This is a genomic window from Streptomyces sp. XM83C, assembly GCF_023072675.1.
In the GTDB taxonomy this organism is placed as follows: Bacteria; Actinomycetota; Actinomycetes; order Streptomycetales; family Streptomycetaceae; genus Streptomyces; species Streptomyces thermocoprophilus.
Window position 1 is genome coordinate 14,462 of sequence record NZ_JALLGL010000017.1, and the last position, 25,690, is coordinate 40,151.

The following is a 25,690-nucleotide window of genomic DNA, read 5'->3' on the forward strand; positions in this document are numbered from 1 at the left end:
GCGTGGCGGTGCAGGAGGCGAGAGGGCAGGCCGTGGCGGCCGGCGTGCACGCGGGTGGCTGCACCTGCGGGGACTGCCCGCACGGGGCGCGGGAGGGGCATCGGCGGGCGGTCGCCGAATTCCTGCTGAAACGGGACGAGTTCGCCGCCGGGAAGGGGCTGCCCGCGGCCGTCGCACACTCGGCGTCCGCGTCCCGCCAGTGGGTGTCGGAGGAGCTGACCCAGGTGGCGGAACAGGTCGCCGAACGCAGCCGCGCCGAGGGAGAGGCGTGGCTGGCCCGGCTGTGGCGGCGAACCGCCTTCGCGGTGTGGGCGGCCGTCGTCGCCCTGCTGCTGGTGCAGGCGCTGACCGCGGTCGGCGCCGGCTGGACCGCGGCCCGCACCGCCGGGCTGCTCGCCGCGCTCGTGGTGGCCGTCGCCCTGACCGCGGCGTCCTGGTTCCACCGGGCCCGCGGCGGCGCCCTCGCGCCCGTCATCGGGGAGGACAACCGGCTGTCCACCTCCCGCACGGTGGCCGCCGCCTGGGTGCTGTTCCTCGCCTACGCCGTGCTCGTGCTGGCCGGCCGGGTCGCCGCCGCCTCCGCTCCCGGCGAGCGGGACGCGCTGATCTCCGGGCTGGAACTCGCCCGCGGCGCCGGTGTGGTGACCGTGCTTGCCGTGGTGTGCGGGATCGCCGTGCTGGTCCGGCGGGTGGTCGGCCGGCGGGTGCTGGCGCAGCAGCTCCAGAAGGTGCCCGCCGACCGGCCCCGCGCCGCCGACCTGCTGACCGACGACGCCGGGCGGGGCACCTTCGCCGACCTGCAGTACGTCGTGATCAGCGCGGTCGCCCTGGCCTTCGCCGCCGTACGCCTCGCCCGCCGCCCCGACCAGCTGCCCGACCTGCCCTGGGGGCTGGCCGTGGTGGTGCTGATCTCCGCGGCGACCTACCTCGCCGGGAAGTACGCGGAGGGCGGCAGGCCCGTCATCCTCTCCGTCGTCCGGGCCCGCGAGGCCGGTGATTTGGACGCGCCCATTCGCACCGGCGACGACATCGAGATCCGCGGCGCGGGCTTCGTCCCGCCCGGCGCGGGCAGCGCCGACCGGCTGTCCCGGATGGCGGTCCGCATCGGCACCGTCCATGTGCACGTCCCCCTCGTCCCCGTCACCGGCGGCTTCAGCAACCCCACCGACACCGTGCTGACCGTGCCGGTGCCCGCCGACGTGGAGCCGGGCCGCGTGGAGGTACAGGTGGTCACCGCGGCCGGTGTGGAGACCGACCGGTACACCATCGACGTGACCGAGTGACGATCCGCCCGGCCTGCGCCGGTTCGTCCTGGCGTTCCTGCCGAATGTCCTTCCGTCCATTGAGCACTCCCCGTTTTTCGTACGTATGGTCTGGTAAGGGTTACGGCACGGCGGGGCGAGAGGCGGCTGGGAGCAAATGACCCATGGCATGCGCACGGACACACGCACCCCTGATGTCGGCGGCCGGCGCGACTGGCGCGACACGGCCACCCGCTACGCACTCCTCCCGCTGCGCGTCTTCCTCGGCGTCACCTTCATCTACGCCGGGCTGGACAAGCTGACCGACAGCGCCTTCATGAAGGCCGACGGCGCCGGGTCCATCGGGGAGACGATGCGCGCCGTGCGGGACTCCGCGGCCGTCCCCGCGCTGGTCGACCTGGCCCTGAAGAGCCCGACCGGCTTCGGCTACGCCATCGCCTTCGGTGAGCTGGCCGTCGGCCTCGGCGCGCTGTTCGGCCTGCTGACCCGGCTCGCCGCGCTCGGCGGCGCGCTGATCTCCCTCAGCCTGTGGCTGACGGTGAGCTGGGCCACCGAGCCGTACTACTACGGCAACGACCTCATCTACCTGATGGCCTGGCTGCCGCTGATCCTCGCCGGGGCCTCCGTGTTCTCCCTGGACGCCGCCCTACGGGCGAGGCGCCGGGCGGCGAACAGCTACAGCTGAGGCCCACGGGCCCGCGCGGTTCGGGCCCCGCCGGACAGGCGGCTTTGGACGGCAGCCCCCGGGGCCGCCTGGGCGCGCCCCGTCGACCGGCCCACGGTGGCCCGGCGTGCGGCCGTCGTCCCGCCTGCGCCGGGCCGGGGGGCCCTTGCCGACCGGCCTGCGCCGGCCCGGCGTGCGGCCGTCGTCCGGCCTGCGCCGGGCCGGGGGGCCCTTGCCGACCGGCCTGCGCCGGCCCGGCGCGCCTCCGTCGTCCGGCCTACGCCGGCCCGGCGGGGTCGGCTTCCGTGCCGCTCCCGCGGTCCGTACCGTGCCCCGACCGGCAGCTGTGGGCGCCGTGCCCGATCATTCCCACCGCGGCGGCCAGGCACAGGCCCCCGACGACCATCGGTATCAGCGCGAACCAGGGCATGTCCCACAGCCCGCCCGCGTCACCGGCGTACGCCACGCCCGCCGCGGTGAGGGAGAGGCCGGCGACCAGACGGCCCGGCCGGAACTCATGACGCAGCACGGCTCACCTCCACCTGGCCGAGACCGACCTCCACGTCCAGGTCGAGCGTGCCGGTGCGTTCCTCGCCCTTGGCCGGGGCGAGCGTGACCTGCTCGGTCCTGTCCGGCTGCACATCCACGTCCCTGCTGTCCTCCCCGGGCAACCGGATGTCGCCCACGCCCACCTCGATGTCGGCCCGGACGGTCAGCCCCGGCGGCACGATCACCCGCACCTTGCCCAGGCCGACCTCCACCCTGGTGGACACCGTCTGCTCCGCCGCCGGTCTCAGCCGGGTCAGATCCAGCGTGCCCACACCCGTCCCCAGGTCGTACACCGGCTGCACGTCCGCGACCGTCGCGGGCCGCCACGTGGTGTGGATCCAGTGGGTGTCGATGTCCTTCGGCAGGACCGTCGCACAGGCCAGCAGGGCCGCCGTGACGACCGCGAGGAACACGGTCCCGGCGCCTGTCCGGCCGAGGAACGAGCTGAGCGCGACACCCAGGCCGAACACGGCGAGCGCGCAGGCCAGCCCCATCTGCAGGCTGGTCCCGAGCGGCTCGCTGTCCCAGGTCAGCCCCGTCCCCAGACCGCCCGCGAGCAGTGCGAGCAGGAACACCCGGCCGCCGATCGGCCGTGGCCCGCGCGGCTCGGGCGGGGCGGCCCGCGGCGGGCGCACGGCGTCGTGGGCGCCGCGGTGCCCGATCAGATCGACGTCGACGATCGAGGTGATGTCGGGCTCGCGGGCGTCCCGCGGGCCCCACAGATAGCCCGTGCCGCCCTCGTGGGTGCCGTCCTTGACGATCGGGTCACGCCACCAGGACCAGGCCGTGGGCACCGGCGGCGCCTGCGCCTCCGGCGGGGCGTCGGCGGCGGCCTGCGCCGCTATCGGATCGGCGGCGGGGGCGCCGCGCCGCTGCGACCAGTAGCCCGCGCCCGCGAGCAGGAGGGACAGCACGAGCGCGAACGTCAGCACACTGCCGTTGTTCAGCAAGGTCAGGAAGACCCCGCAGCCCACCAGCGCGAACAGCACCGCCGTCAGGGCCTGCCCGTCCACGCGGCCGGTGAGCAGCTTGCGGACCTCGTTCTCCTCCTCGTCGTCCGCGGGCACGAACAGCCACGCGAAGCCGTAGAAGATGAGGCCGATCCCGCCGGCCGCGGCCAGCACCGCCAGCGTGATACGGAAGATCACCGGGTCCATGTCGCAGGAGCGGCCCAGGCCCGCGCACACACCGGACAGCATCTTGTGCCGCCGGTCCCGGCGGAACGGGAGCGGTCCTGTGGCCGCGTCGGCCGGCCCGGTCGCCCCTTCTGCTCCCGTGTGCGCGCGCGGATCCTCTGAAGAGGACGGCCGGGCGCCCGAGCCGGGCATCCCGCCCCGGCCGGGCTCCCCGTCCGCGGCGTGCTGGTGATCGCTCATGAGTCCATGGTGACGGCCGAGCCGCCGCCGCGGCAGTCGGGATGACCCTGGCCCGACCCTGATATCGGCCCTGAGCCGGGCCGGGGCGGCGGGCGGCGGCCGGCCGGACGGGCCCGGCCGAAGATCAGGGGTGTCTCGGGGCCGGACCCTGATGCCCGGCGCAGGCCGTCGTGTGACCATCGATGGCATGCCGGAAGCCGCAGCGCCCCTCGTCGAACCGCGGCCCCCGCGCAAGCTCTACCGCAGCAGCGACGGACGCTGGCTCGGTGGCGTGGCGCGAGGGCTCGCCGGGCATCTCGGGCTGCCCGTGATCTGGGTCCGCCTGGTCTTCATCGGCCTGTTCATGGCCGACGGACTCGGCGCGCTGCTGTATGCCGCGTTCTGGTTCTTCGTGCCGCTCGGCGTGGGCGGCGTCGAGACGCAGAAGACGCCGCTGGTCGCGACGGAGACGTCGCCCGACGGCCGGCGCCGCATCGTGGCCCGCAGACCGGACAAGGGGCAGATCCTCGCCCTGCTGCTCATGGTCGCCGTCGCGATGATCTTCGTGGGCAGTGTGGACCTGGGCCGCGGCACCAAGGCCTACCTCCTGCCCGCCGTCCTCGTCGCGGCGGGCGTCGCCCTGGTGTGGCGGCAGGCGGACAACGCCCGCCGGGCCCGCTGGGTCGAGGTCGGCCGCCGACGCCGTACGCTCACGCTGCTGCGGGCGGTCGCGGGCGTCCTGCTGGTCACCGCGGGCGTCTCCGGCATCTTCGTCCTGCAAGGCTCCGCCGCCCATCTCGGCTCCGTCCTTCAGGCCGCCCTCGCGGTCCTCGTCGGGATCACGCTGCTCGCCGGCCCGTATCTCGTCCGTATGACACAGGACCTGTCCGAGGAACGCCTGATGCGTATCCGCGCGCAGGAACGCGCGGAGGTCGCCGCCCACGTCCACGACTCGGTGCTGCACACCCTGACCCTGATCCAGCGCAACGCCGACAACGCCGCGGAGGTGCGCCGCCTCGCCCGCGCCCAGGAGCGCGACCTGCGGACCTGGCTGTACAAGCCGGAGGGCAGCGGCAAGGACGAGGACGACGAGCCCGCCACCCTCGCGGAGGCGGTGCGGCGCAACGCGGCCGAGGTGGAGGACAAGCACGGCGTCCCCATCGAGGTGGTCGTCGTCGGCGACTGCCCGCTCGACGAACGGATCGGCGCGCAGATGCAGGCCGCGCGCGAAGCGATGGTGAACGCCGCCAAGTACGGTGGCGAGGGCGGCGCCGTGCAGGTGTTCGCGGAGGTCGAGGGGAGGACTGTCTTCGTGTCGGTCCGGGACCGCGGTCCCGGCTTCGACCTCGATTCGATACCCGCCGACCGGATGGGCGTCAGAGAATCGATCATCGGCCGTATGGAGCGCAACGGCGGTACGGCGCGGCTGCGCGCGGTGCCGGACGGCGGCACGGAGGTCGAGCTGGAGATGGAGAGGGCGGAGAAGACGTCATGAGCGACCCGACCGAGGCGAACACGGAGACCGGCGGCGACAGCGCGGGCAAGCGGCATGTGCGTGTCGTCCTCGTCGACGACCACCGTATGTTCCGTACGGGGGTGCAGGCCGAGATCGGCCGGACCGAGGAGACCGGTGTGGAGGTCGTCGGGGAGGCCGCCGACGTGGACCAGGCGGTCACCGTGATCACCGCGACCCGGCCCGAGGTGGTGCTCCTCGATGTGCATCTGCCGGGCGGCGGCGGTGTCGAGGTGCTGCGCCGGTGCGCCGCGCTGACCGCCGACACCGAGCAGCCGGTGCGTTTCCTCGCGCTGTCGGTGTCGGACGCGGCGGAGGACGTCATCGGGGTGATCCGCGGCGGTGCGCGCGGCTACGTCACGAAGACGATCACGGGTGCGGATCTCGTCGACTCGATCTTCCGCGTCCAGGAGGGCGACGCGGTGTTCTCGCCCCGCCTGGCCGGGTTCGTCCTCGACGCGTTCGCGTCCACGGACGCCCCGCCGGTCGACGAGGACCTGGACCGTCTCACCCAGCGTGAGCGTGAGGTGCTGCGGCTGATCGCGCGTGGCTACGCGTACAAGGAGATCGCCAAGCAGCTGTTCATCTCCGTGAAGACGGTCGAGTCCCATGTCTCGGCGGTCCTGCGGAAATTGCAGCTGTCCAACCGGCACGAGCTGACCCGCTGGGCGACGGCCCGACGCCTCGTCTGAGCCGGGGCGGGCCCGCCGCCCGCGCCCGAGCGGGGCGGCATCGGCCGGGGGCGGGTCAGACCACCCGGGTCGCTCCCGACAGAGGCATCTCGTCGATGGGGGCGATGCGGACCGGGGCGGAGGGATTGGGGGCGTGGATCATGCGGCCGTTGCCGATGTACAGGCCGACATGGCTGATGCCCGAGTAGAAGAACACCAGGTCGCCGGGGCGGAGTTCGGAGCGCGAGACGCGGCGGCCGGCGTCGATCTGCGCGTACGTCGTGCGGGGCAGTGAGACTCCGGCGGAGCGGTAGGCGGCCTGCACCAGGCCCGAGCAGTCGAAGGCGTCGGGGCCGGTCGCGCCCCACACATACGGGCTGCCGAGCTTGCTGTAGGCGTAGGCGATCGCGGCGGCGGCGCGGGAGTTGGTGGCGCCGCTGTCGGGGGCCGTCAGGCCGTCCCGGCCGTCGTCGGCGGCGCGTGAGGCGCGGTCGGCGGAGGCGGGGCCGGCTCCGAAGCGGGCGCGTTCCGCGGGGGCGAGGCTGTCCAGGAGCCGTCGGGCGGCGTCGAGTTTGCCGTCGATGGTCTTCTTGTACCGGGCGAGTTCGGCCTGCCGGGCGCGCAGCGACGTGATCTGGACGCGGGCTGCCCCGCGCAGCTGCTCGATCTCCCGGAGCTGGTTGCGGACGCGGGTGACGGCGGACGCCTGCCGGTCGCCGGCGCGTTCGGCGAAGGCGGCGCCGTCGAGGTACCGGTCGGGGTCGGAGGACAGCATCAGCTGGTAGGCCGGGTCGAAGCCGCCCCTGCGGTACTGCGCGGCGGCGACGGAACCGAGCGCGTCACGCGCCTCGTTGAGCGCCTCCTGCTTGCGGGCGGCCTCGTCGCGCAGCGTGTTCAGCCGGCGTTCCGCCTTGCGGGCCTCCTCCTTGGCGCCGTTGTACTTCTCGGTGGTCGCCTCGGCCTCCCGGTACAGTCGGTCCACCTTGGCCTTGACCTGGGCCGGTGTCAGGTTCGGCTCGGCGTGGCCGGTGCCCTCGAAGACCGTCGCGGTGGCCGCGCCCGCGAGGGCGAGACCGACGGCCGTACGGGCCGTGTTGCCGCTGACCGAGCGTGGCCGGGGTTTTCGATGTGCTGCCACGGGGACTGCACGTCCTTTCGTCGGGGCTGTTCGCCTGGAGGAGGACGCTAGGCCCGTCGATATCGACCCGGTAACGGGATGTGCGGAAGTGGCGGCCGGGAATCGGCATGCGACCGCACCTGATCATGTGCGTGCGCTTTGGGGTGCATATATGCGGGAGAAGCGGTGGAACTAGGCTCCGGGCCATGGACGTACTCATCCACATCCTCGTCGCCCTGCACATCATCGGTATCGCGTCGCTCCTGGGCGGTTTCCTCACCCAGATGAAGGCGATGGGCCAGGGCACTGCCCGTTTCGTGCCCGCCATGCTGCACGGCGCGCTGACCATGCTGGTCACCGGTGTCGCCCTGGTCGGCCTGCACCAGGCGGAGGGCCACACCGTCAACAACATCAAGATCGGTGTGAAGCTGGCCCTGCTGATCGTGATCCTCGGCCTCGTCTATGTGAAGCGGGACGACGAGACGGTGGACAAGCGCCTCTTCGGCCTGGTGGGCCTGCTGACCGTCGCGAACATCTTCATCGCGGTGCTGTGGACCTGATCTCCCGCCCGGCCGACCGCACGGCCCCCACGGTGACCGCGAGCCACGCGGTCACCGCCACCCACAGCAGCACCTCACCCGGCACGTCCGGCCACGACACCCCGACCGCGGCGGCGACGGACAGGGTCCCCGCCGCCGTCATGCCCATCGGGAACACCGTCGCCCAGCGGCGCACGTCGTAACGCGTCCGGGGGCGGACCGCCTCGGCGACGACCAGCACGACGTACCAGCACAGGTCGAGCACGAGCAGCGCGACGGTCACCGTGCGCAGCACACCGCGGTCGTCGTCGTTCCACAGATACAGGCGCGGCCCGTTCGCGGCGAGCAGCTTCGACCCGGCGAGCGCGGAGATCGCCAGCGCACCGCCCGCCACCCAATGGTCCCCGGCCCCCTCCAGGACCTGCCGCGGATCGAACCGCATGAGGGCGGCGGCGTACAGCACCAGCCCGACCCAGAACAGCACCATCGCGGCCCGTGCCAACCAGGCCGTCGTCTCCTGCGCGGCCAGCGTGGCGCCGAGCACCGCCAGGCCCTCCGTCGCCACGCACCCCAGGAACACCGACCCCGGCATGCCCCTCCGCCAGCGCGGCACGACACGGACCAGCAGCACCGCCCACGCCACCGTGGCCAGCGCCAGCAGCGCCGCCGCGAGGCCGGACCAGCCGAGCGCGGACACCCGCGTGCCCAGCACGGCGGTCGCCGCGGGCGCGGTCAGCGCGGCGGGTGTCGCGGCCTCCGCCGCCCAGTGCGTACGGTCCCACAGCAGCCGTACGGCGAAGTCCGCGGCGAGCCCCACCCAGGCCACGGCGGCCAGGGCGAGGAAGACGCGGGACAGGGTCTCGTACCCGGTCAGGTGCAGGCCGACGGAGACGATGCCGGTCGCCATGACGGCGGCACCGGCCGCCGACGGACGCCGCGCCCACCAGGCGCGCAGGGGCAAGGGGGAGGAGCCGGGCATGGGCCGATGCTAGGGAGCGACAGGGCCGGCTCGGCGCGGGGCACGCGCGCGTGGGCGGGAAAAGCCCGCGAAAGCAGCCGGAAGGCCCGCCGCAGGTCCGGCGGGCGGGACCGGCCGTGTGATCTGGACCGACGGCGGGCCTCCCGGGGTCTGCCCCGCCCCGCCGCCCGGCCCCTCCGCCGGCGGCGGAGTCCGCGTCAGGCAGGCCGTACCACGCTGTGGATCGAGCCCTCGCCGTCGTAGTAGATCGACTCCTCGCGCACATAGGCGCCCGGTTTCGGCGCGTGGATCATCATGCCGTTGCCGATGTACAGGCCGACGTGCGTGACATCGTCGTAGAAGAAGACCAGGTCGCCGGGGCGCGCCTGCGACAGCGGGACGGTCGTGCCGGCGTTCACCTGGTCGTACGTGGTGCGCGGCAGGTCGACACCGGCGGCCTTCCACGCGGCCTGGGTGAGGCCGGAGCAGTCGTACGAGTCGGGGCCGGTGGCGCCCCAGACGTACGGCTTGCCGATCTGCGAGCGGGCGAACGCGAGCGCCTTGTCGGCCTTGGTGGAGTACGAGGAGTCCGTGGCCGACGTACCCCCGGACGTACCGGACGCGTCGGAGGCGCCGGTCCCGGAGGAGTCGGACGACTGCTCGTCCTGCTGGGCGGCGGCCTCGTCCCGGCGCTGCTGCTCCGCCTGCTGCTCCGCCTGCTGCTGCCGCGCCAGCTCGGCGGCCTTGCGCGCGGCCTCCTCCTGCTTGCGCTTCTCGATCGCCGCGAGCCGGGCCTTCTCCTCGGCGTTCAGCTTCGCCAGCAGTTCCCGCGCCGCGGTGAACTTCTGCTGGACGGTCGCCTTGGCCGTCTTCAGGTCGCTCTGCGACTTGGTCAGCGTCCGCAGGCTCTCCGTGGCCTCCCGGCGCTGCTTCATCGTCTCGGACTGCTGGGTGAAGTAGTCGTCGACGGCGGCCTTCTGGCGGCCGGTCAGCCGGTCCATGACCTGCGACTGGTCGAACAGGTCCTGCGGACTGTCGGCGAGCAGGAACGTCGCGGTGTCCGGCACCGCGGCACCGGTGCGGTACTGGGCGGCGGCGAAGGAACCCAGGCGCTCCCTTGCTTCGTTGAGCTTCTGGGTGCGCTCGGCGATGTCGTCGAGGAGGGTGTCGACACGCTTGCGCTGGGTGGCGGTCTTCTCCTTGGCCGCGTTGTATTTCTCGGTCGCCGACTCGGCCTGCCGGTAGAGGTCGTCGACCTTCTTCTCGACCTCCTCGAGGCTGGGCCGGTCGTCCGCGGCGGGGGAGGCGTGGGCGGACTGGGAGAGCAGAGCGACGGAGGTGAGGGCGGCGGTGGCGAGGGCGGGGGTGCGCAGAGCAGTGGCGAGATTGCCCGTGGGGCGCGACTTGCGATGCGACGCCAAGGGAGGCGACTCCTTCCGTGGTCCGCCTACGGGGTTAGCTGTCGGGTTCGGGCTCGGATCGGAAGGGTCGCCCTACGGCCGGTCCTCGCGGACGGGCCGATTCACCCCGGAGTTTCGGTGGGTCCCCGGCTCCGGGCGCCGTCAGGGGCGCGCCGGACTCGGCGGAGGCCGCATGGCCCGGCGACGTTCGCCGGTGGGGGTCGTACGGCCTGCCGGGCACGGTAGCCAACTGGCGTGGCCGCTGTGAAGGTTGGGGAATGATATGCCCGATACGTTTTCGTGACCTGCGTGGACGGGCGTGGGGGATATGGCGATACGGCGGTATCCGTGAGGACATGGGCTCATATCGGCCTGTACGGCACTGTGGGTCCTGGTATCGGTGGCTCTGTGCGGGCGCGTCGATACGCCCGCCGCACAGCCCTGCTTTCCGGGAGGCCCCGCTCGCACGCCTTCCGGAAGGTACTGCTCGCCTTCCGGGAGGCACCGCCCGCCTTTCCGGCCTTCCCGGAGAAGGACCGCCTTTCCGGGAGGGACCGTCCCCCTCCGCGTCCCCGCCCCGTACGTGACGAACCTCTCGCGCCCCGGGTGTCCCCGCCCCGGGACGCCGTGCCCGAAGGGCCGGGCGACCGGCCCGCGGCACCGCCCCGTCGGCCGGAAACTCCGACGTCCCGGCCCCGCCGGTCGCCGCTCGTGACGGCGCGGCCATGGCCGGCGACCACAGGCCGCGCCGCGGCACCTGCTGGATGCCGGCCGCCGGACCGCAGAGAAATCCGCCCGACTTTCCCGGGCGGCGGCGGGCTGTCAGTGGGGCACCCTAGACTCGGAGAGCGATGAGCAGCCTCTTTGACGACAGCTTCCTGGCGGAACTCCAGGCCCCGCGGGCCCACGAGGAGGAACCCCCGCCGCCGCCCGAGGACGATCACGCTCCGGAGCCGCTTCCGGACGATCTGTTCGGCGGGAAGTTCGACGTGCCCCCGGACCGTGACGAGTACTACCGCGACGGCGCCCACCGTCCCGCGGTCGACCCGGCCGCCCTGCTGGAGGGGCTGAACGACAACCAGCGCGCCGCCGTCGTCCACGCCGGCTCCCCCCTGCTCATCGTCGCCGGCGCCGGCTCCGGCAAGACCCGCGTGCTCACCCACCGCATCGCCTACCTGCTCGCCGAGCGGGACGTCCACCCGGGCCAGATCCTCGCGATCACCTTCACCAACAAGGCCGCCGGCGAGATGAAGGAGCGAGTCGAGCAGCTCGTCGGCCCGCGTGCGAACGCGATGTGGGTGATGACCTTCCACAGTGCGTGCGTGCGCATCCTGCGCCGCGAGAGCAAGAAGCTCGGCTTCACGTCCTCGTTCTCGATCTACGACGCCGCCGACTCCAAGCGGCTGATGGCCCTGGTCTGCCGCGACCTGGACCTCGACCCCAAGCGCTACCCGCCCAAGTCCTTCAGCGCCAAGATCAGCAACCTGAAGAACGAGCTGATCGACGAGGAGGACTTCGCCGCGCAGGCCGCCGACGGCTTCGAGAAGACCCTCGCGCAGGCCTACGCCCTCTACCAGTCGCGGCTGCGCGAGGCGAACGCCCTCGACTTCGACGACCTGATCATGACGACGGTCAATCTGCTGCGCGCCTTCCCGGACGTCGCCGAGCACTACCGCCGCCGCTTCCGGCACGTCCTGGTCGACGAGTACCAGGACACCAACCACGCCCAGTACGCCCTCGTGCGCGAACTGGTCGGCACGCGCGAGCACCCGGTCGACGTCCCGCCCAGCGAGTACGACGTGCCGCCCGCCGAACTCTGCGTCGTCGGTGACGCCGACCAGTCGATCTACGCCTTCCGCGGCGCGACCATCCGCAACATCCTCCAGTTCGAGGAGGACTACCCGGACGCCACGACGATCCTGCTGGAGCAGAACTACCGCTCCACGCAGACGATCCTCTCCGCCGCCAACGCGGTCATCGAGCGCAACGAGTCCCGCCGCCCGAAGAACCTGTGGACCAACGCGGGCGCCGGCGCCCGCATCACCGGCTATGTCGCCGACACCGAGCACGACGAGGCGCAGTTCGTCGCCGACGAGATAGACCGACTCGTCGACGCGGGCGACGCGAAGGCCGGCGACGTCGCCGTCTTCTACCGCACCAACGCCCAGTCCCGTGTCTTCGAAGAGGTCTTCATCCGCGTCGGCCTGCCCTACAAGGTCGTCGGCGGCGTCCGCTTCTACGAGCGCAAGGAGGTCCGGGACGTCCTCGCCTACCTGCGGGTCCTCGCCAACCCGGAGGACTCCGTCCCGCTGCGCCGCATCCTCAACGTGCCCAAGCGGGGCATCGGCGAACGCGCCGAGGCGATGATCGACGCCCTCGCCCAGCGGGAGAAGATCAGCTTCCCGCAGGCGCTGAAGCGGGTCGACGAGGCGTACGGCATGGCCGCCCGGTCCACCAACGCGGTCAAGCGGTTCAACACGCTGATGGAGGACCTGCGCACCATCGTCGAGTCCGGCGCCGGACCGGCCACCGTGCTGGAGGCCGTCCTCGAACGCACCGGCTACCTCGCCGAGTTGCAGGCCTCCACGGACCCGCAGGACGAGACCCGCATCGAGAACCTTCAGGAACTCGCCGCCGTCGCCCTGGAGTTCGAGCAGGAGCACGGAGAGGGCGAGCAGGGCACGCTCGCCGACTTCCTGGAGCAGGTCGCCCTCGTCGCCGACTCCGACCAGATCCCCGACGAGGAGGACGGCGACGGCGTCATCACCCTGATGACCCTGCACACCGCCAAAGGCCTGGAGTTCCCGGTGGTGTTCCTCACCGGCATGGAGGACGGTGTCTTCCCGCACATGCGGGCCCTCGGCCAGACCAAGGAGCTGGAGGAGGAGCGCCGCCTCGCCTACGTCGGCATCACCCGCGCCCGCGAGCGGCTGTATCTGACGCGGGCGGCGATGCGCAGCGCGTGGGGGCAGCCGTCGTACAACCCGCCCTCCCGCTTCCTGGAGGAGATCCCGCCGCAGTACGTCGACTGGAAGCGCACCGGCGCCACCTCGCGCATGTCCTCCGGCCCGGCGTCCGGCATCGCCGCGTCGTTGTCCTCGTCCCGGTCGAGGTCGTCCGCCGCGGGCGCGTCCGGTTTCGCCACGCGGCGCGCCGGGGGCAAGCCTCAGGTGTCGCTGGCCGTCGGCGACCGGGTCACGCACGACCAGTTCGGGCTCGGCACGGTCGTCGCGGTCAAGGGCGCCGACGACAAGGCGGAGGCCACGATCGACTTCGGCGACGGCAAGCCCAAGCGGCTGCTGCTGCGGTACGCGCCGGTGGAGAAGCTGTAGCCGCGTGACAGGCCGGGGGCTTCGGCCTCCGGCCGGGCCGCGGGCGTGAGGTCACGCCCCGCGGGGGTGAACCGCCGCGCGGGGGACGTCCGGTGCGGGATCAGGTCGGGTCGAGGCCGTGGCTGCGCAGCCACGACAGCGGGTCGATGGCCGAACCGCCGTAGGGCCGTACCTCGAAGTGCAGATGCGGGCCGGTGGAGTTGCCCGAGCTGCCCGAGTACGCGATCGGCTCGCCGGCCTTGACCGTCGTACCGGAAGCGACGCGATAGCTGGAGAGGTGGCAGTACCACGTCTCCGTGCCGTCCTTCGCGGTCACGATCATCATGTTGCCGTACGCGTTGTTCCACTGCGTCCGCACGGTGCCGTCCGTCGCGGCCATCACCGTGGAGCCGTAGGCGACGGGGAAGTCGATGCCGGTGTGCACGGACATCCAGTTGATGCCGGCCTGGCCGTAGTAGGCGCTCAGCCCGTGCTGGGCGACCGGCAGGGCGAACTTGGGGCGCAGCCGCTCCTTGCGGGCGGCCTCCTCCGCGGCCTTCTTCCGCTCCAGTTCCTGCTGCGCCTTGAGGTCGAGGCGCTCCTGCGTGCGGCTGGCACGGTCGGTGAAGTCGTCGGCGGCGGCGGACAGGCTGCGCAGCTCCGTGTCCAGTTTCTTGTTGGCGGCGGACGGTTTCACCGCCTGCGCGTCCGACGCGGTGGTGGCCGTGTCCGAGCTGTCGTCGCCGCTGAACGTGCCGACGGAGGCGGCGGCGACCCCGGCGACACCCATCACACACACCGAGGGGACGGCGACCGTCAGCAGCGCGGAACGTTTCGCGGGCGTACGGCGCCTGCCGCGCGAGCCACGGCCGGCGGTGCGCGGGGCGGGACGCGGGGCGACCTCCTCCTGGTCGTCCAGGAGAAGCGGCCCTTCCGCCTCCACGGCGGGCAGTTCACCGGTCGCGGACAGCTCCGATGCCGTGCCGCCGGCGGTGTCGTCGCCGTAGCCGCTGTCCTCGAAGCCGCCCATGGGCGTCTCGTCGGGAAGCGCGTCGAAGGTCGCCGTGGCCTGCTGGTCGAAGGACTCCGGCCGGTACGGCTGCCGGGATTCCTGCCCGTGGGGTCGGCCGTCGTCCTGCTGGTACGAATGCCCGCTGTCCTGCTGGTACGGCTGCTCGGTCGTACCGTCGGTGTTCCACTGCGTCGCGTCGTACGCGCCGGTGTCGAAGGCCTGCGTGCCCCACTCCCACTGCTGCGTCTGCGCGGCCGTGGTCTGGTCGGGCCGCAGCCAGGCGGAGGCGTCCCACTGTCCGGAGATGTCCGGTGCGCCGCCCTGCGCGGGGACCGTCGCCGACAACTGCTGGTCCGCGGTCCACGAGGTCGTGTCGTACGCGCCGGTGTCCTGCGCGGCGTACTGCTGTGCCGCGTACGGGTCCTGGAGGAAAGCGGCGTGGCCGACGGTGGCCCACTGGCCGCTGTCGTACGCGCCCGTGGTGTCGGCAGGCATGCTGCCGAAGAGCGGGTCGGCGTCGAAACCGGGCGCGGTGTGCCCGCCCATGGAATAACCGGTGGTGTCGTAGCCGTTGTACGTGGCGAAGTCGCCGTACGCGGCTTCCTGGGGGCCGTAGGCCGCATAGGGCGCCGAGGCGGCGTCGGAAGCCGGAGCCGGGGTGGTCGCGGTCCCCGACGGGTGACGGTCGTTCACCAACTTCTCTTTCGCCTCGACAACAGGGGCTGCCAGAGCAGTGCGGCGACTGTACCCGGCGGTATGCGGGCGGGACAATCTTCGGCAGGTGTCCGGGCAGCAGGAAACAGGCAATCGGATGTGTTTCGCCGGAGTGCGAACCTTCCCTTGGTGCTGCGTTCGAAGAGTGTTCGAGTGGGGTGGCGTCGGGAGCGGGGTGAGCGACGCTGCGCGGCCTCACGGGCCCCGATCACACTGTGTGACTCCCTTGCCTCAAGGTGTCAGGGGTGCGCGCCCCCGGCCGCGCCCCCGCCGTTCGCGCTCCCCGCTCACGCCACCGTGAGACCGCCCGTATGCCCGGCGCCGCCCGCCTCGGGCAGTTCCGCGTCCAGAGCCTGCCGTATCCCCGTCGCGACCGCCGGATGCACCGGCAGCGCCAGATGACCCACACCCGTGACCCGGACGTTCTGCACGATCAGATCGGGATGGTCGATGCAGGCCGTCTCCAGCGGGACCATGATGTGGTCGAGGTCGCTCCAGAAACACACGAAGCGGGTACGGCAGCCGGGCGCCGGACGGGCCAGCTCCTCGATGACCGGCGACCCGGGGCGCATCTGCCGGACGATCGGGTGCGCGTCGGCCAGCCGGGCCACGCGCGTTCCCGAGTGGGGCGTACCGAGCGTGACCAGGGTGCGCACACGCTGGTCACCGCCGAGACGCTGCACGTAGTAGCGGGCGATCAGACCACCCAGGCTGTGCCCCACGACGTCGACCTGTTCGCTGCCGGTGCGCTCGCAGATCTCCTCGATGTGCCGGCCCAGCAGATCCGCCGCCGCACGGATGTCGCAGGTCAGCGGCGAGTAGTTCAGCGACTCCACCCGCTGCCGGCCGTGCTGGGCCAGGCTGCGGCGCAGCAGCACGAACACGGACCGATTGTCGATGAACCCGTGCAGCAGCACCACCGGAGGCCGGTCCTGGGCCGGCAGCCGCGCCGGGTCCGGCACATCACCAGCGGGCCGACGGGCGGCGGTGGGGGAGCGGCGCTCCTGCGTGATGCCCGAGGGATACAGCAGAAGGTGTCCGGCGAGGATCGCCAGCTCCAGGGCCGTCGCCTTCAGCAGTGCCGCGGACAGGCCCGTCAGCCTCGCCGGCAGCAGGCGCCTGCACAGCGGCAGCAGGGACGGCAGGAGAAAAGGGGGGAACGTCAGGGAAAGCGGCGGACGAAAGGGCTGCGGACCCCTGGTCACCTTCATGGCCGACCTCCTGTCGACACACGCAAGGACGGCCTCGTCCCCCGTGTGCGCTCCTGGGCGGTCGCGGGGAGATCATCGGGGTTTCCTGCCGGTGGTCCCCGCTGCCTGCCTTGTCTGCTCCGGGTGCCCCGCGAGCCCTGATCGAATCGGACGAAGAACCGGCGTCGTGCCCGTCTCGCGGCTCGGAACGGTGCGCTGCCGGTGTGTCCCTGTGTGTGATTTCCCCCTCCCTGTCCACCGCGAAACGGCCGGGTGCGGGATGCTGGCGATAACGTTCGTTCACTTCCTCGGCCGGTGCGGGTACCGCTCGCACCCGTCGGCCGGGATGAATGCAGTCGCTTCATGGAGGCAGTGATGGGTGTGGCAGCCGGTCCGATCCGCGTGGTGGTGGCCAAGCCGGGGCTCGACGGCCACGATCGCGGGGCCAAGGTCATCGCGCGGGCGCTGCGCGACGCGGGTATGGAGGTCATCTACACCGGGCTCCACCAGACCCCCGAGCAGATCGTCGACACCGCGATCCAGGAGGACGCCGACGCGATCGGTCTGTCCATCCTCTCGGGAGCGCACAACACGCTCTTCGCGGCCGTGATCGACCTGCTGAAGGAGCGGGACGCCGAGGACATCCTCGTCTTCGGCGGCGGGATCATCCCGGAGGCGGACATCCCCCCGCTCAAGGAGAAGGGCGTCGCGGAGATCTTCACCCCTGGCGCCACGACGCAGTCCATCGTCGACTGGGTCCGCGCCAACGTGCGACAGCCGGCGGAGGCGTGAGGGCTGGGGCTCGAGGGCTGGGGCGGGTCGGCCGGCCTGATCCGGACCTCAGGCACGGTTGATCCGGGCTTCACGCGGGCCTGCGCCGGCCCGATCCGGTCCCCACCCTGGCCTGAGCCGGTCTGCCCCGGTTCCTGCCGGGGCAGGGTGCCGTCCGGGCCGGGGCGCTTCGGGCGAGCGGGGCCGCGGGGCTGTCGCCTCGGCCCGCCGGGCGGTGGCGGTGAGGCACGCGCCGAGGGCCAGGCGGCAGGGGCCGGTCAGGCAGACGGGACCGACCCGGCCTCGGCCGCCGCTGTGGTCGTCGCCTCGGCCGACGCCTCGGGCATCGGCGCCGTCAGTTCCTCCGTCATCGCCGCCCGCAGCCGCAGTGTCGTCACCAGGCGCTGGAACGCCTCCGCCCAGTAGCCGCCCGCTCCCGGCGAGGCGTCCTCCGGTTCGTCCGGTACGGCCAGCAAGGCATTCAGGCGGCCCGCCTCCGCGGGGTCCAGGCACCGCTCGGCCAGGCCCATCACCCCGCTGAAACTCCACGGGTAACTCCCCGCGTCCCGAGCGATGTTCAAGGCGTCCACCACCGCTCGGCCGAGCGGCGCCGCCCACGGCACCGCGCACACCCCGAGCAGCTGGAACGCCTCGGACAGCCCGTGCGCCGCGATGAACCCCGCCACCCACCCGGCCCGCTCCTCGGCCCCCAGCGTCGCGAGCAGCTTCGCCCGCTCGGCCAGCGACACCGCGCCCGGCCCGCCCGCCTCCGGCGCCGACGGCGAACCCAGCAACGCCCGCGCCCACTCGGCGTCCCGCTGCCGTACAGCGGCCCGGCACCACGCGGCGTGCAGTTCGCTCCGCCAGTCGTCAGCCACCCGCAACGCCACGATCTCCCGCGGCGTACGGCCGCCCAGCCGCGCCGGCCAGGCCCCGAGCGGCGCCGCCTCCACCAACTGGCCCAGCCACCAGGACCGTTCCCCGCGACCCGCCGGAGCCTTCGGCAGCACCCCGTCCCGCTCCATCCCCGCATCGCACTCGTGCGGCGCCTCCACCACGAGCGTCGGTGTGCCCCGCGTGCGGTCCATCGCCACGCACGACCCGGCCCGCGCCGCCATCCGCGCCGCCAGCGCCGAACCCGGCAACGCCGACAGCAACTCCGCCGCTGTCGCCCGCACATTGCGGCTGCGGTCCGTCAACGCCCGCTCCAGGAACGGCTCGTCGTCCGGACCGAGACCCGTACGCAGCGAGTCCAGGAGCATCAGCCGGTCCTCGGCCCGCTCCGTCGCCCATGTCGACGCCAGCAGCTCCCGCCCCGCACGCGGGTCCCGCTGCCGCACCGCCGTCAGCAGCGCGACCCGCTCGGCGAACAGGCCCTCCTCCCACAGCCGGGCCGTCCCCTCCACATCGTCGGCGGCCGGCAGCCCCGACCCGCTGCCCGGCGTGGCCCGCAGAGCGAACCGCCAGTGCGGGTTGAGCCGCGCCAGCCACAGCCCACGCGGGCCCGCGAACCGCAGCGCCGCCGGTCTCAGGTCGGTGCGGCCACGCGCCGCGTCCAGCAGGGCGGGCAGCAGATGTGCGGGAGGCGCGTAACCGTGGGCGTTCGCCAACGCCAGCCACTGCGGCAGCAGTTCCATCAGGTCCGGTGCCGTACCGCGCCGTCCGGCACCGGCAGCGGGGCGGTCCGCCAGCAGCGAGGCCAGCCTGCGGGCCGCGGCAGGCGGCAGCGCGGGGCGCGGGTCCTGCGGCGCCGGTTCCGGCCTGCGCGTGGCGGGCAGCGTCGCCGGACGCAGGCCCGCCCGTCGCCGTACGGCCGCCTCGGCCGCCGCGTCCAGCAGTGCCGCGGGCGCCGGCCGGCCGGGGGCCGAGGCAGGCGGCGTACGCCGGTCAGTGCCCAGCAGGGCCGACGTGACCAGCTCCTCCCAGAGATCCGGGGCCGGGGTGCCGTTCATGTGGGTGTCCTTTCCTCTGTGGTCGCGAGCAGGCCGGGGCCGGTCGTGCCGGGGCGGGCGCTCACATGCCGGGCCCGTACCCGCGGTCAGTGCACCGGTACGGCCTCGCCCTCCCCTCCCGGCCAGGCCGTCAGCGGCGTGAAACCGCGGTGGCCGCACTCGCCGAAGACGCTCACCGGGGCGCCGCCCGAAAGAGCCACCAGCCGCCACAGGCCCGGCCGGGAACGGGCGACCGGGGAGAGCGGCAGGGCCGTGTCCGCGTCGGCGTCGGCCAGCCACCAGGAGTCCCCGTCCGGCACCGGCACGACCCGGCCCAGCGTCACCGGCACGGACTCCAGCCATGGATCGCCGCGCAACGCCTCCCCGTAACAGGCCGCCGCACCCTCCGTCGTCACCCCCTCCGGACGCGCCCCGCACGCGACCGGCGGCCCGAAACGCTCGCCGAGCGCCACCCGTGGAGTCCCGCCCGGAAAGGCGGACACCTCCGCGTCCAGCGCCAGCCCGACCGGCAGCGCCAGATCGGGAGCGCGACCGGCCGCCCCGTACGACAACAGCAGCGCCGTCCGCCGCGAGGCGACGCCGTACAGCCAGACACGGCGGGTCGTCAGTCTGGCGTCGGCCGTGTCGTACTGCGCGAGGACCAGCCACCGGTCACGCAACGGCGGACCCTGCGCTCTGCCGGGCAGGCCGACCCGCGTGCGGACCGCCGCCGCCAGCCCCTCCGGCAGCCGCTCACGGCCGAGCCAGCCCTGGTCCAGCAGATGCAGCAGCGCGCACTCCTCCAGCAGCCGCACCGGCCAGTCCGGCCCCGACCCCGGTACGGCGCCCAGCTCCCGCACCCGCGAGGCCAGGCCCGGCGCCTGCGCGTCGACCATGCGGGCCGCCGTCTCCTCCCACAGCCCGTACCCCTCCTGCTCCGCCGCGGCCAGGCCGGCGCGCAGCAGATCGGCCAGCCGCTGCTCCAACTCCGTGCAACCCGCCGTGATCCGCTCGGCGCGCCGCTCCGCCCGACGCCGCGCCGCCTCGGAACGTGAGGAGCCGGAGGAGGCCGAGGAACCGGAGGAGGAGCCGGACGACGAGCCCCCCGCGCCCGTCGTCCGCTGCTCCACCACCTCGTCGAGTCCGCTGCCCGCCTCCCGTGACGCGGTGTCAGGCGCCACGGCCGACACCTGCTCCGCGCTGCGGCGCACCCCCTGCTCAGTCATGCCACCGACGGTAGGTCCACCCACTGACAACGAGCCCCGCACACGGTCCCGGACACGGCCCCGCACACCCCGCCCCGGCGGCGTTTCCGCAGGTCGGATCGCGTTGTCAGTGGGGTGGTGCACCGTGGATGCCAGACCGAACCGGCGGAGCTGGAGGGGGACTTTGCCATGACCGTTTCCGGACAGACGACGGCCGTACCGACGCCGGCCGCGCACGCCGGAGAACAGGCCGGACAGGCATGGGCGGCGCCCGTCGCCGAGCAGACCGCGCAGGTGCTGAGGCCGCACGCCGAGGACGCCTTCGCGGACGAACTCGCCGCGCTCGCCGCGCAGGACGACCGGCCGCGCCCGCCGCGCTGGAAGCTGTCCCCGTGGGCGGTGGCGACCTACCTGCTCGGCGGCACCCTGCCCGACGGCACGGTGATCACACCGAAATACGTCGGCCCGCGCCGCATCGTCGAGGTCGCCGTCACCACCCTCGCCACCGACCGCGCACTGCTGCTGCTCGGCGTTCCCGGCACCGCCAAGACATGGGTCTCGGAACATCTGGCCGCCGCGGTCAGCGGGGACTCGACACTCCTCGTGCAGGGCACCGCCGGCACCCCGGAAGAGGCGATCCGCTACGGCTGGAACTACGCCCGGCTGCTCGCCCACGGACCGAGCCGCGACGCCCTCGTCCCCAGCCCCGTCATGCGGGCCATGGCGGAGGGGGCGACGGCCAGGATCGAGGAGCTGACACGGATACCGGCGGATGTTCAGGACACGCTCATCACCATCCTGTCCGAGAAGACCCTGCCGATACCGGAACTGGGCCAGGAAGTGCAGGCGGTACGCGGCTTCAACGTCATCGCCACCGCCAACGACCGCGACCGGGGCGTCAACGACCTGTCCAGTGCGCTGCGCCGCCGCTTCAACACGGTCGTACTGCCGCTGCCGGAGAGCGTGGAGGCCGAGGTCGACATCGTCTCCCGGCGCGTCGAACAGATCGGCCGCTCGCTGGACCTGCCGCCCGTGCCCGACGGCGTCGACGAGATCCGCCGCGTCGTCACCGTCTTCCGGGAACTGCGCGACGGGATCACCGCCGACGGCAGGACCAGGGTGAAGTCGCCCAGCGGCACGCTGTCCACCGCCGAGGCGATCTCCGTCGTCACCAACGGCCTCGCTCTCGCCGCCCACTTCGGCGACGGCGTGCTGCGGCCGGGCGATGTCGCCGGGGGCATCCTCGGCGCCGTCGTCCGCGACCCGGCCGCCGACCGGGTCGTCTGGCAGGAGTACCTGGAGGCCGTCGTCCGCGAACGCGACGGCTGGACCGACTTCTACCGCGCGTGCCGGGAGGTGACGGCGGCGTGAGCGGCGGGTGGGGGTGAGCACCTGGTGTGCGTCGACGGGGGCGGACGGGCCGCGTGCCCGGTACAAGAGACAGGGGGTGACCTGGGCCGACTGATGACCTGGTGCCGACGGAACGGGGAGAGCCGGTGACCGGATGCGGGCGATGACCACTGTGCAGGGGACGACTGGGGGAGAGATGCGGATGGTTGGGCGACTGCGGAACGCGGGCATGCCGGGGACGGCCGTCGGCGGCGTGTGGATGGCGGGCGGGGAGGACGACACGCGCTGGCCGCAGGCCGTACGGGCAGCGAACTGTGCCCGGTCGGCCCGGTCGGCCCGGTGGGCCCGGTGGGCCCGGTCGGCGGGGATCGCGGTGGTGCGCGCGGTGCCCGTGGCGGTCCGGCCGGCCGGGCGGGGCACGTGGGCGGCCGGGTGACGGGGAGCGGCACGGGAGTGCTGCTGCTCGGGGTACGGCATCACGGGCCCGGTTCGGCGCGGGCCGTACGGGCCGCACTGGACGCGGCACGGCCGAAGGTGGTGCTCATCGAAGGACCGCCCGAGGCCGATCCGTTGATCCCGCTCGCGGCGGATCAGGGCATGCGACCGCCGGTCGCGTTGCTCGCGCACGCCGTGGACGAGCCCGGACGGTCGGCGTTCTGGCCCATGGCCGAGTTCTCCCCGGAGTGGATCGCCCTCCGCTGGGCCCTCGACCAAGGGGTCCCCGCCCGGTTCATCGATCTGCCCGCCGCGCACGCGCTGGCCTGGAAGGAGGAGACGGACGACGGCGACGGGGAGACGGCGCCGTCGGGACCCGACGTGCGGATCGATCCGCTCGCGGTGCTCGCCGACACCGCCGGATACGACGACGCCGAACGCTGGTGGGAGGACGTCGTCGAGCACCGGGGCCCCGGCGACGAGGACGCGTTCGCCCCGTTCGTCGTCGTGGAGGAGGCGATGACCGCGCTGCGGGACGCGTACGGCGGCGGAGGCCACCGACGGGACCTCGTACGGGAGGCACACATGCGCCTGCGGATACGGGACGCCCGGCGCGAGGTGGGGGACGATGCCGTGGCCGTGGTCTGCGGGGCCTGGCATGTGCCCGCGCTGCGGCGGACGGCCACCGTCGCCGCCGACCGGGCGCTCCTCAAGGGCCTGCCCAAGGCCAGGACGGACGTGACATGGGTGCCGTGGACCTACCGCAGACTCGCGCGGGAGGGAGGCTACGGCGCCGGCGTGGACTCACCCGGCTGGTACGGGCACCTGTTCGCCTCGCCGGACCGGCCGGTCGAGCGGTGGCTGACCAAGGTGGCCGGACTGCTGCGCGCGGAGGACCGGCCTGTCTCCTCCGCGCACGTCATCGAAGCCGTACGGCTCGCCGAGACCCTCGCCGCGCTGCGCGGGCGGCCGGTGCCCGGGCTGACCGAGACCACCGACGCGGTACGGGCGGTGATGTGCGACGGCTCGGACGTGCCGCTGGATCTGGTACGAGACCGGCTCGTCGTCGGCGACACGCTCGGGCAGGTGCCGCCGACCGCGCCAGCGGTGCCGTTGCAGCGGGACCTCGACCGCTCGCAGCGGCGGCTGCGGCTCAGACCCGAGGCGCAGCGACGGGAGGTCGAACTGGACCTACGCGGGGAGACCGACGCCGAGCGCAGCAAGCTGCTGCACCGGCTGCGGCTGCTCGGCGTCGACTGGGGCCTGCCCCGGACCTCACGGGGGAGCACGGGCACCTTCCGGGAGACCTGGCGGCTGCGCTGGGAACCGGAGCTGGCGGTGCGGGTCGCCGAGGCGGGCGTCTGGGGCACGACCGTCCTCGCCGCCGCGACCGCCAAGGCGGAGGCCGACGCGGCGGCGGCCGGCACGCTCGCCGAGGTCACCGCGCTGGCCGAGCAGTGCCTGCGGGCCGGGCTGCCCGACGCGCTGCCCACGGTGATGCGGTGCCTCAGCCACCGGGCCGCCCTCGACACGGACGTCGGCCGGCTCGCGCAGGCGCTGCCCGCGCTGGTCCGCGCCCTGCGCTACGGCGATGTGCGCGGCACCGACACCCGGGCGCTCGCCGAAGTCGCCGTGGGCCTCGCCCGACGGGTCTTCGTCGGCCTGCCCCCGGCCTGCGCCGCCCTCGACACGGACGCCGCCGACGAGATGCGGCGCCACATCGACGCGGTGCACGGCGCGATGGGCCTGCTCGCCGACAGCGCCGACAGCGCTGACAGCGCCGACCGGTCCGACAGCGCCGAGCGCGCCGGCGGAGATCTGCGGGTGTCGTGGTACGGCGTGCTGCGGGTGGTGTCCTCGCGGGACCGGGTGCCCGGCGTGATCCGGGGGCGGGCCGTGCGGCTCCTGCTCGACGCGGGTGAGCTGGGGCAGGACGAGGCGGCCCGGCTCATGGGGCCGGCGCTCTCGCCGGGAACGCCGCCGGGGGATGCGGCCGCGTGGATCGAGGGGTTCGTCGGCGGCGGAGGGGGCGGCATGCTCCTCGTCCATGACGAGCGGCTGCTCGCCCTGGTGGACGGCTGGCTGACCGGGGTGTCGGCGGAGGCGTTCACGGACGTGCTGCCGCTGCTGCGGCGGACGTTCGGGGCGTACGAGCCGGGAGTGCGCCGCACCCTCGGGGAACTGGTCCGGCGAGGGCCGGGGCAGCGGGCCGGGGCGGGGCCCGGCGGACCCGGGCTGCCGGGTTTCGCGCCCGACCTGGACGAGGAGCGCGCCGGTGCGGTCGTGCCCGTGGTGCGGCTGCTGCTGGGACGGACAGGCCATGAGGAAGAGAGCCGGCTGACGGGGGTGGGCACATGACGACCGACGGTGGCAGCGCCGCCCAGGCCTCCGCCGAGGAGCGGCTGCGGCGCTGGCGGCTGGTGCTGGGCGGAGGCCCGGCCGACGGCACCGGGCAGGCGCTGTCCGGGCGGGACGCGGCGATGGACGGCACACTCGCCGCCCTCTACGACACCGACGACAACGCGGGCGACACCGGCGAGGGCAGGCCCCGCACGGGCCGGGACCGTGCGGCGGGGCTCGGTGCCTCGGCGCCCTCCGTGGTGCGCTGGCTCGGCGACATCCGGACGTACTTCCCGTCCTCCGTCGTCCAGGTGATGCAACGGGACGCCGTCGAACGGCTCGGGCTGTCCACGCTGCTGCTGGAGCCGGAGATGCTTCAGGCGGTGGAGCCGGACGTGCACCTCGTCGGCACACTCCTGTCGCTGAACCAGGCGATGCCGGAGACCACGAAGGAGACGGCACGCGCCGTGGTCCGCAAGGTCGTGGACGACCTGGAGAAGCGGCTCGCCACGCGGACGCGGGCCGCGGTCACCGGTGCCCTCGACCGCAGCGCCCGTGTCGCCCGGCCCCGCCACCGGGACATCGACTGGAACCGCACCATCGCCGCCAACCTCAAGCACTACCTGCCCGAGCACGGCACGATCGTGCCGGAGCGGCTCGTCGGACACGGGCGGGCGGCACGGTCCGTGAGGAAGGACGTCATCCTCTGCGTCGACCAGTCCGGGTCGATGGCGGCGTCCGTCGTGCACGCGTCCGTCTTCGGCGCGGTGCTGGCCTCCATGCGGTCCCTCAGCACACGGCTCGTCGTCTTCGACACGGCGGTCGTCGATCTCACCGACCAGCTCGACGACCCGGTCGACGTCCTCTTCGGCACGCGGCTCGGCGGCGGCACCGACATCAACCGGGCGCTGGCGTACTGCCAGTCACGCATCACCCGGCCCACCGAGACGGTCGTCGTGCTGATCAGCGACCTCTACGAGGGCGGCATCCGGCACGAGATGCTGAGACGGGTGGCGGCGATGAAGGCGTCCGGAGTGCAGTTCGTGGCGCTGCTCGCGCTGTCCGACGAGGGGGCGCCCGCATACGACCGGGACCACGCCGCCGCCCTCGCGGCGCTGGGCGCGCCCGCCTTCGCCTGCACACCCGATCTGTTCCCCGAGGTGATGGCGGCGGCCGTGGAGAGGCGACCGCTGCCGATACCGGACACCGCATAGCCGGACACGGCGGTGAGGGGCGGGGCCGGTGACGGTCGCGCCCTCACCTGCCCCGCCCGCGGACGCACCCGGATGGCCGAAGGCCGCCGGCCAAGTCCCACCGGAGCCCCGGCGGAGCCCCACTGGACCCCACCGGAGCCCCACCGGAGCACGGGAACAGGGGCCGCCACCGTCGGAGGCCCACGGAAC

At 73.5% G+C, this 25,690-nt stretch carries 19 protein-coding genes and 1 riboswitch; of the genes, 10 read left to right on the top strand and 9 right to left on the bottom strand.

The features are described from left to right. The first annotated feature begins 2 nt into the window (after nt 1–2). Nucleotides 3–1,283: a hypothetical protein gene (locus tag MTQ10_RS03915; RefSeq protein WP_247462260.1), complete on the top strand. Its 1,281-nt coding sequence runs from the start codon at nt 3–5 to the stop codon at nt 1,281–1,283. Nucleotides 1,284–1,419: 136 nt separating this feature from the next. Then, entirely contained in the window at nt 1,420–1,947 is a 528-nt protein-coding gene (locus MTQ10_RS03920) for a DoxX family protein (RefSeq protein WP_247462224.1), read from the top strand. Between the two features lie 256 nt (nt 1,948–2,203). Here the strand turns inward: MTQ10_RS03920 and MTQ10_RS03925 are convergent, their stop codons facing one another. Together MTQ10_RS03925 and MTQ10_RS03930 are read right to left on the bottom strand one after the other, a co-directional pair. Next, on the bottom strand, nt 2,204–2,455 hold the full coding sequence (locus MTQ10_RS03925; RefSeq protein ID WP_247462226.1) for a hypothetical protein: 252 nt from the start codon (nt 2,453–2,455) through the stop codon (nt 2,204–2,206). Continuing rightward, on the bottom strand, nt 2,442–3,851 hold the full coding sequence (locus MTQ10_RS03930; protein WP_247462229.1) for a PspC domain-containing protein: 1,410 nt from the start codon (nt 3,849–3,851) through the stop codon (nt 2,442–2,444). The genes MTQ10_RS03925 and MTQ10_RS03930 overlap by 14 nt, the downstream gene beginning before the upstream one ends. Before the next feature lie 151 nt (nt 3,852–4,002). On the opposite strand from MTQ10_RS03930, the gene MTQ10_RS03935 reads away from it, so the two are divergent. Both MTQ10_RS03935 and MTQ10_RS03940 read left to right on the top strand, forming a co-directional pair. Further along, nucleotides 4,003–5,325: an ATP-binding protein gene (locus tag MTQ10_RS03935; protein WP_247462230.1), complete on the top strand. Its 1,323-nt coding sequence runs from the start codon at nt 4,003–4,005 to the stop codon at nt 5,323–5,325. After that, nucleotides 5,322–6,035, top strand: coding sequence for a LuxR C-terminal-related transcriptional regulator (locus tag MTQ10_RS03940; protein ID WP_247462232.1), 714 nt, complete (start codon nt 5,322–5,324; stop codon nt 6,033–6,035). Before MTQ10_RS03935 ends, MTQ10_RS03940 begins: the two co-directional genes overlap by 4 nt. 55 nt (nt 6,036–6,090) lie before the next feature. Here the strand turns inward: MTQ10_RS03940 and MTQ10_RS03945 are convergent, their stop codons facing one another. Beyond that, the gene (locus MTQ10_RS03945; protein WP_247462234.1) at nt 6,091–7,152 is read right to left on the bottom strand and encodes a C40 family peptidase; all 1,062 of its coding nucleotides are present in this window, start codon (nt 7,150–7,152) and stop codon (nt 6,091–6,093) included. A gap of 185 nt (nt 7,153–7,337) precedes the next feature. On the opposite strand from MTQ10_RS03945, the gene MTQ10_RS03950 reads away from it, so the two are divergent. Beyond that, entirely contained in the window at nt 7,338–7,691 is a 354-nt protein-coding gene (locus MTQ10_RS03950) for a hypothetical protein (RefSeq protein ID WP_247462236.1), read from the top strand. Here the strand turns inward: MTQ10_RS03950 and MTQ10_RS03955 are convergent. Together MTQ10_RS03955 and MTQ10_RS03960 are read right to left on the bottom strand one after the other, a co-directional pair. Next, a complete protein-coding gene (locus MTQ10_RS03955; protein ID WP_247462238.1) occupies nt 7,669–8,649 on the bottom strand; it encodes a tellurite resistance/C4-dicarboxylate transporter family protein in 981 nt (326 codons plus the stop codon). The two genes, MTQ10_RS03950 and MTQ10_RS03955, sit on opposite strands and share 23 nt — an antisense overlap. A 197-nt stretch (nt 8,650–8,846) precedes the next feature. Continuing rightward, entirely contained in the window at nt 8,847–10,049 is a 1,203-nt protein-coding gene (locus tag MTQ10_RS03960; RefSeq protein ID WP_247462240.1) for a C40 family peptidase, read from the bottom strand. Between the two features lie 8 nt (nt 10,050–10,057). After that, nucleotides 10,058–10,223: riboswitch (cyclic di-AMP (ydaO/yuaA leader) on the bottom strand. 656 nt (nt 10,224–10,879) lie between these two features. Between MTQ10_RS03960 and pcrA the strand changes: the two genes are divergently transcribed. Further along, on the top strand, nt 10,880–13,360 hold the full coding sequence (gene pcrA / locus MTQ10_RS03965; RefSeq protein ID WP_247462242.1) for a DNA helicase PcrA: 2,481 nt from the start codon (nt 10,880–10,882) through the stop codon (nt 13,358–13,360). A 100-nt stretch (nt 13,361–13,460) separates the two neighbouring features. Here pcrA and MTQ10_RS03970 read toward each other — a convergent pair whose 3' ends face one another. Together MTQ10_RS03970 and MTQ10_RS03975 are read right to left on the bottom strand one after the other, a co-directional pair. Next, the gene (locus MTQ10_RS03970; protein ID WP_247462243.1) at nt 13,461–15,044 is read right to left on the bottom strand and encodes a M23 family metallopeptidase; all 1,584 of its coding nucleotides are present in this window, start codon (nt 15,042–15,044) and stop codon (nt 13,461–13,463) included. A 308-nt stretch (nt 15,045–15,352) separates the two neighbouring features. Beyond that, the gene (locus MTQ10_RS03975) at nt 15,353–16,276 is read right to left on the bottom strand and encodes an esterase/lipase family protein (protein ID WP_247462245.1); all 924 of its coding nucleotides are present in this window, start codon (nt 16,274–16,276) and stop codon (nt 15,353–15,355) included. A gap of 354 nt (nt 16,277–16,630) precedes the next feature. On the opposite strand from MTQ10_RS03975, the gene MTQ10_RS03980 reads away from it, so the two are divergent. Then, on the top strand, nt 16,631–17,047 hold the full coding sequence (locus tag MTQ10_RS03980) for a cobalamin B12-binding domain-containing protein (RefSeq protein WP_133927567.1): 417 nt from the start codon (nt 16,631–16,633) through the stop codon (nt 17,045–17,047). A 257-nt stretch (nt 17,048–17,304) separates the two neighbouring features. On the opposite strand, the gene MTQ10_RS03985 is transcribed toward MTQ10_RS03980, so the two are convergent. Beyond that, nucleotides 17,305–18,978: a DUF5691 domain-containing protein gene (locus MTQ10_RS03985; RefSeq protein ID WP_247462247.1), complete on the bottom strand. Its 1,674-nt coding sequence runs from the start codon at nt 18,976–18,978 to the stop codon at nt 17,305–17,307. Between the two features lie 86 nt (nt 18,979–19,064). Then, nucleotides 19,065–20,183: a hypothetical protein gene (locus MTQ10_RS03990; protein ID WP_247462249.1), complete on the bottom strand. Its 1,119-nt coding sequence runs from the start codon at nt 20,181–20,183 to the stop codon at nt 19,065–19,067. Between the two features lie 168 nt (nt 20,184–20,351). On the opposite strand from MTQ10_RS03990, the gene MTQ10_RS03995 reads away from it, so the two are divergent. The 3 genes from MTQ10_RS03995 to MTQ10_RS04005 all read left to right on the top strand — a co-directional run bounded on the left by MTQ10_RS03995 (nt 20,352) and on the right by MTQ10_RS04005 (nt 25,501). Next, the gene (locus MTQ10_RS03995; protein ID WP_247462250.1) at nt 20,352–21,533 is read left to right on the top strand and encodes an ATP-binding protein; all 1,182 of its coding nucleotides are present in this window, start codon (nt 20,352–20,354) and stop codon (nt 21,531–21,533) included. Between the two features lie 399 nt (nt 21,534–21,932). Further along, a complete protein-coding gene (locus MTQ10_RS04000) occupies nt 21,933–24,305 on the top strand; it encodes a DUF5682 family protein (RefSeq protein ID WP_374117559.1) in 2,373 nt (790 codons plus the stop codon). Next, nucleotides 24,302–25,501 carry a VWA domain-containing protein gene (locus tag MTQ10_RS04005; RefSeq protein ID WP_247462254.1) on the top strand — a complete coding sequence of 400 codons (1,200 nt, stop codon included), beginning with the start codon at nt 24,302–24,304 and terminating at the stop codon, nt 25,499–25,501. The genes MTQ10_RS04000 and MTQ10_RS04005 overlap by 4 nt, the downstream gene beginning before the upstream one ends. The last annotated feature ends 189 nt before the right edge of the window (nt 25,502–25,690 follow it).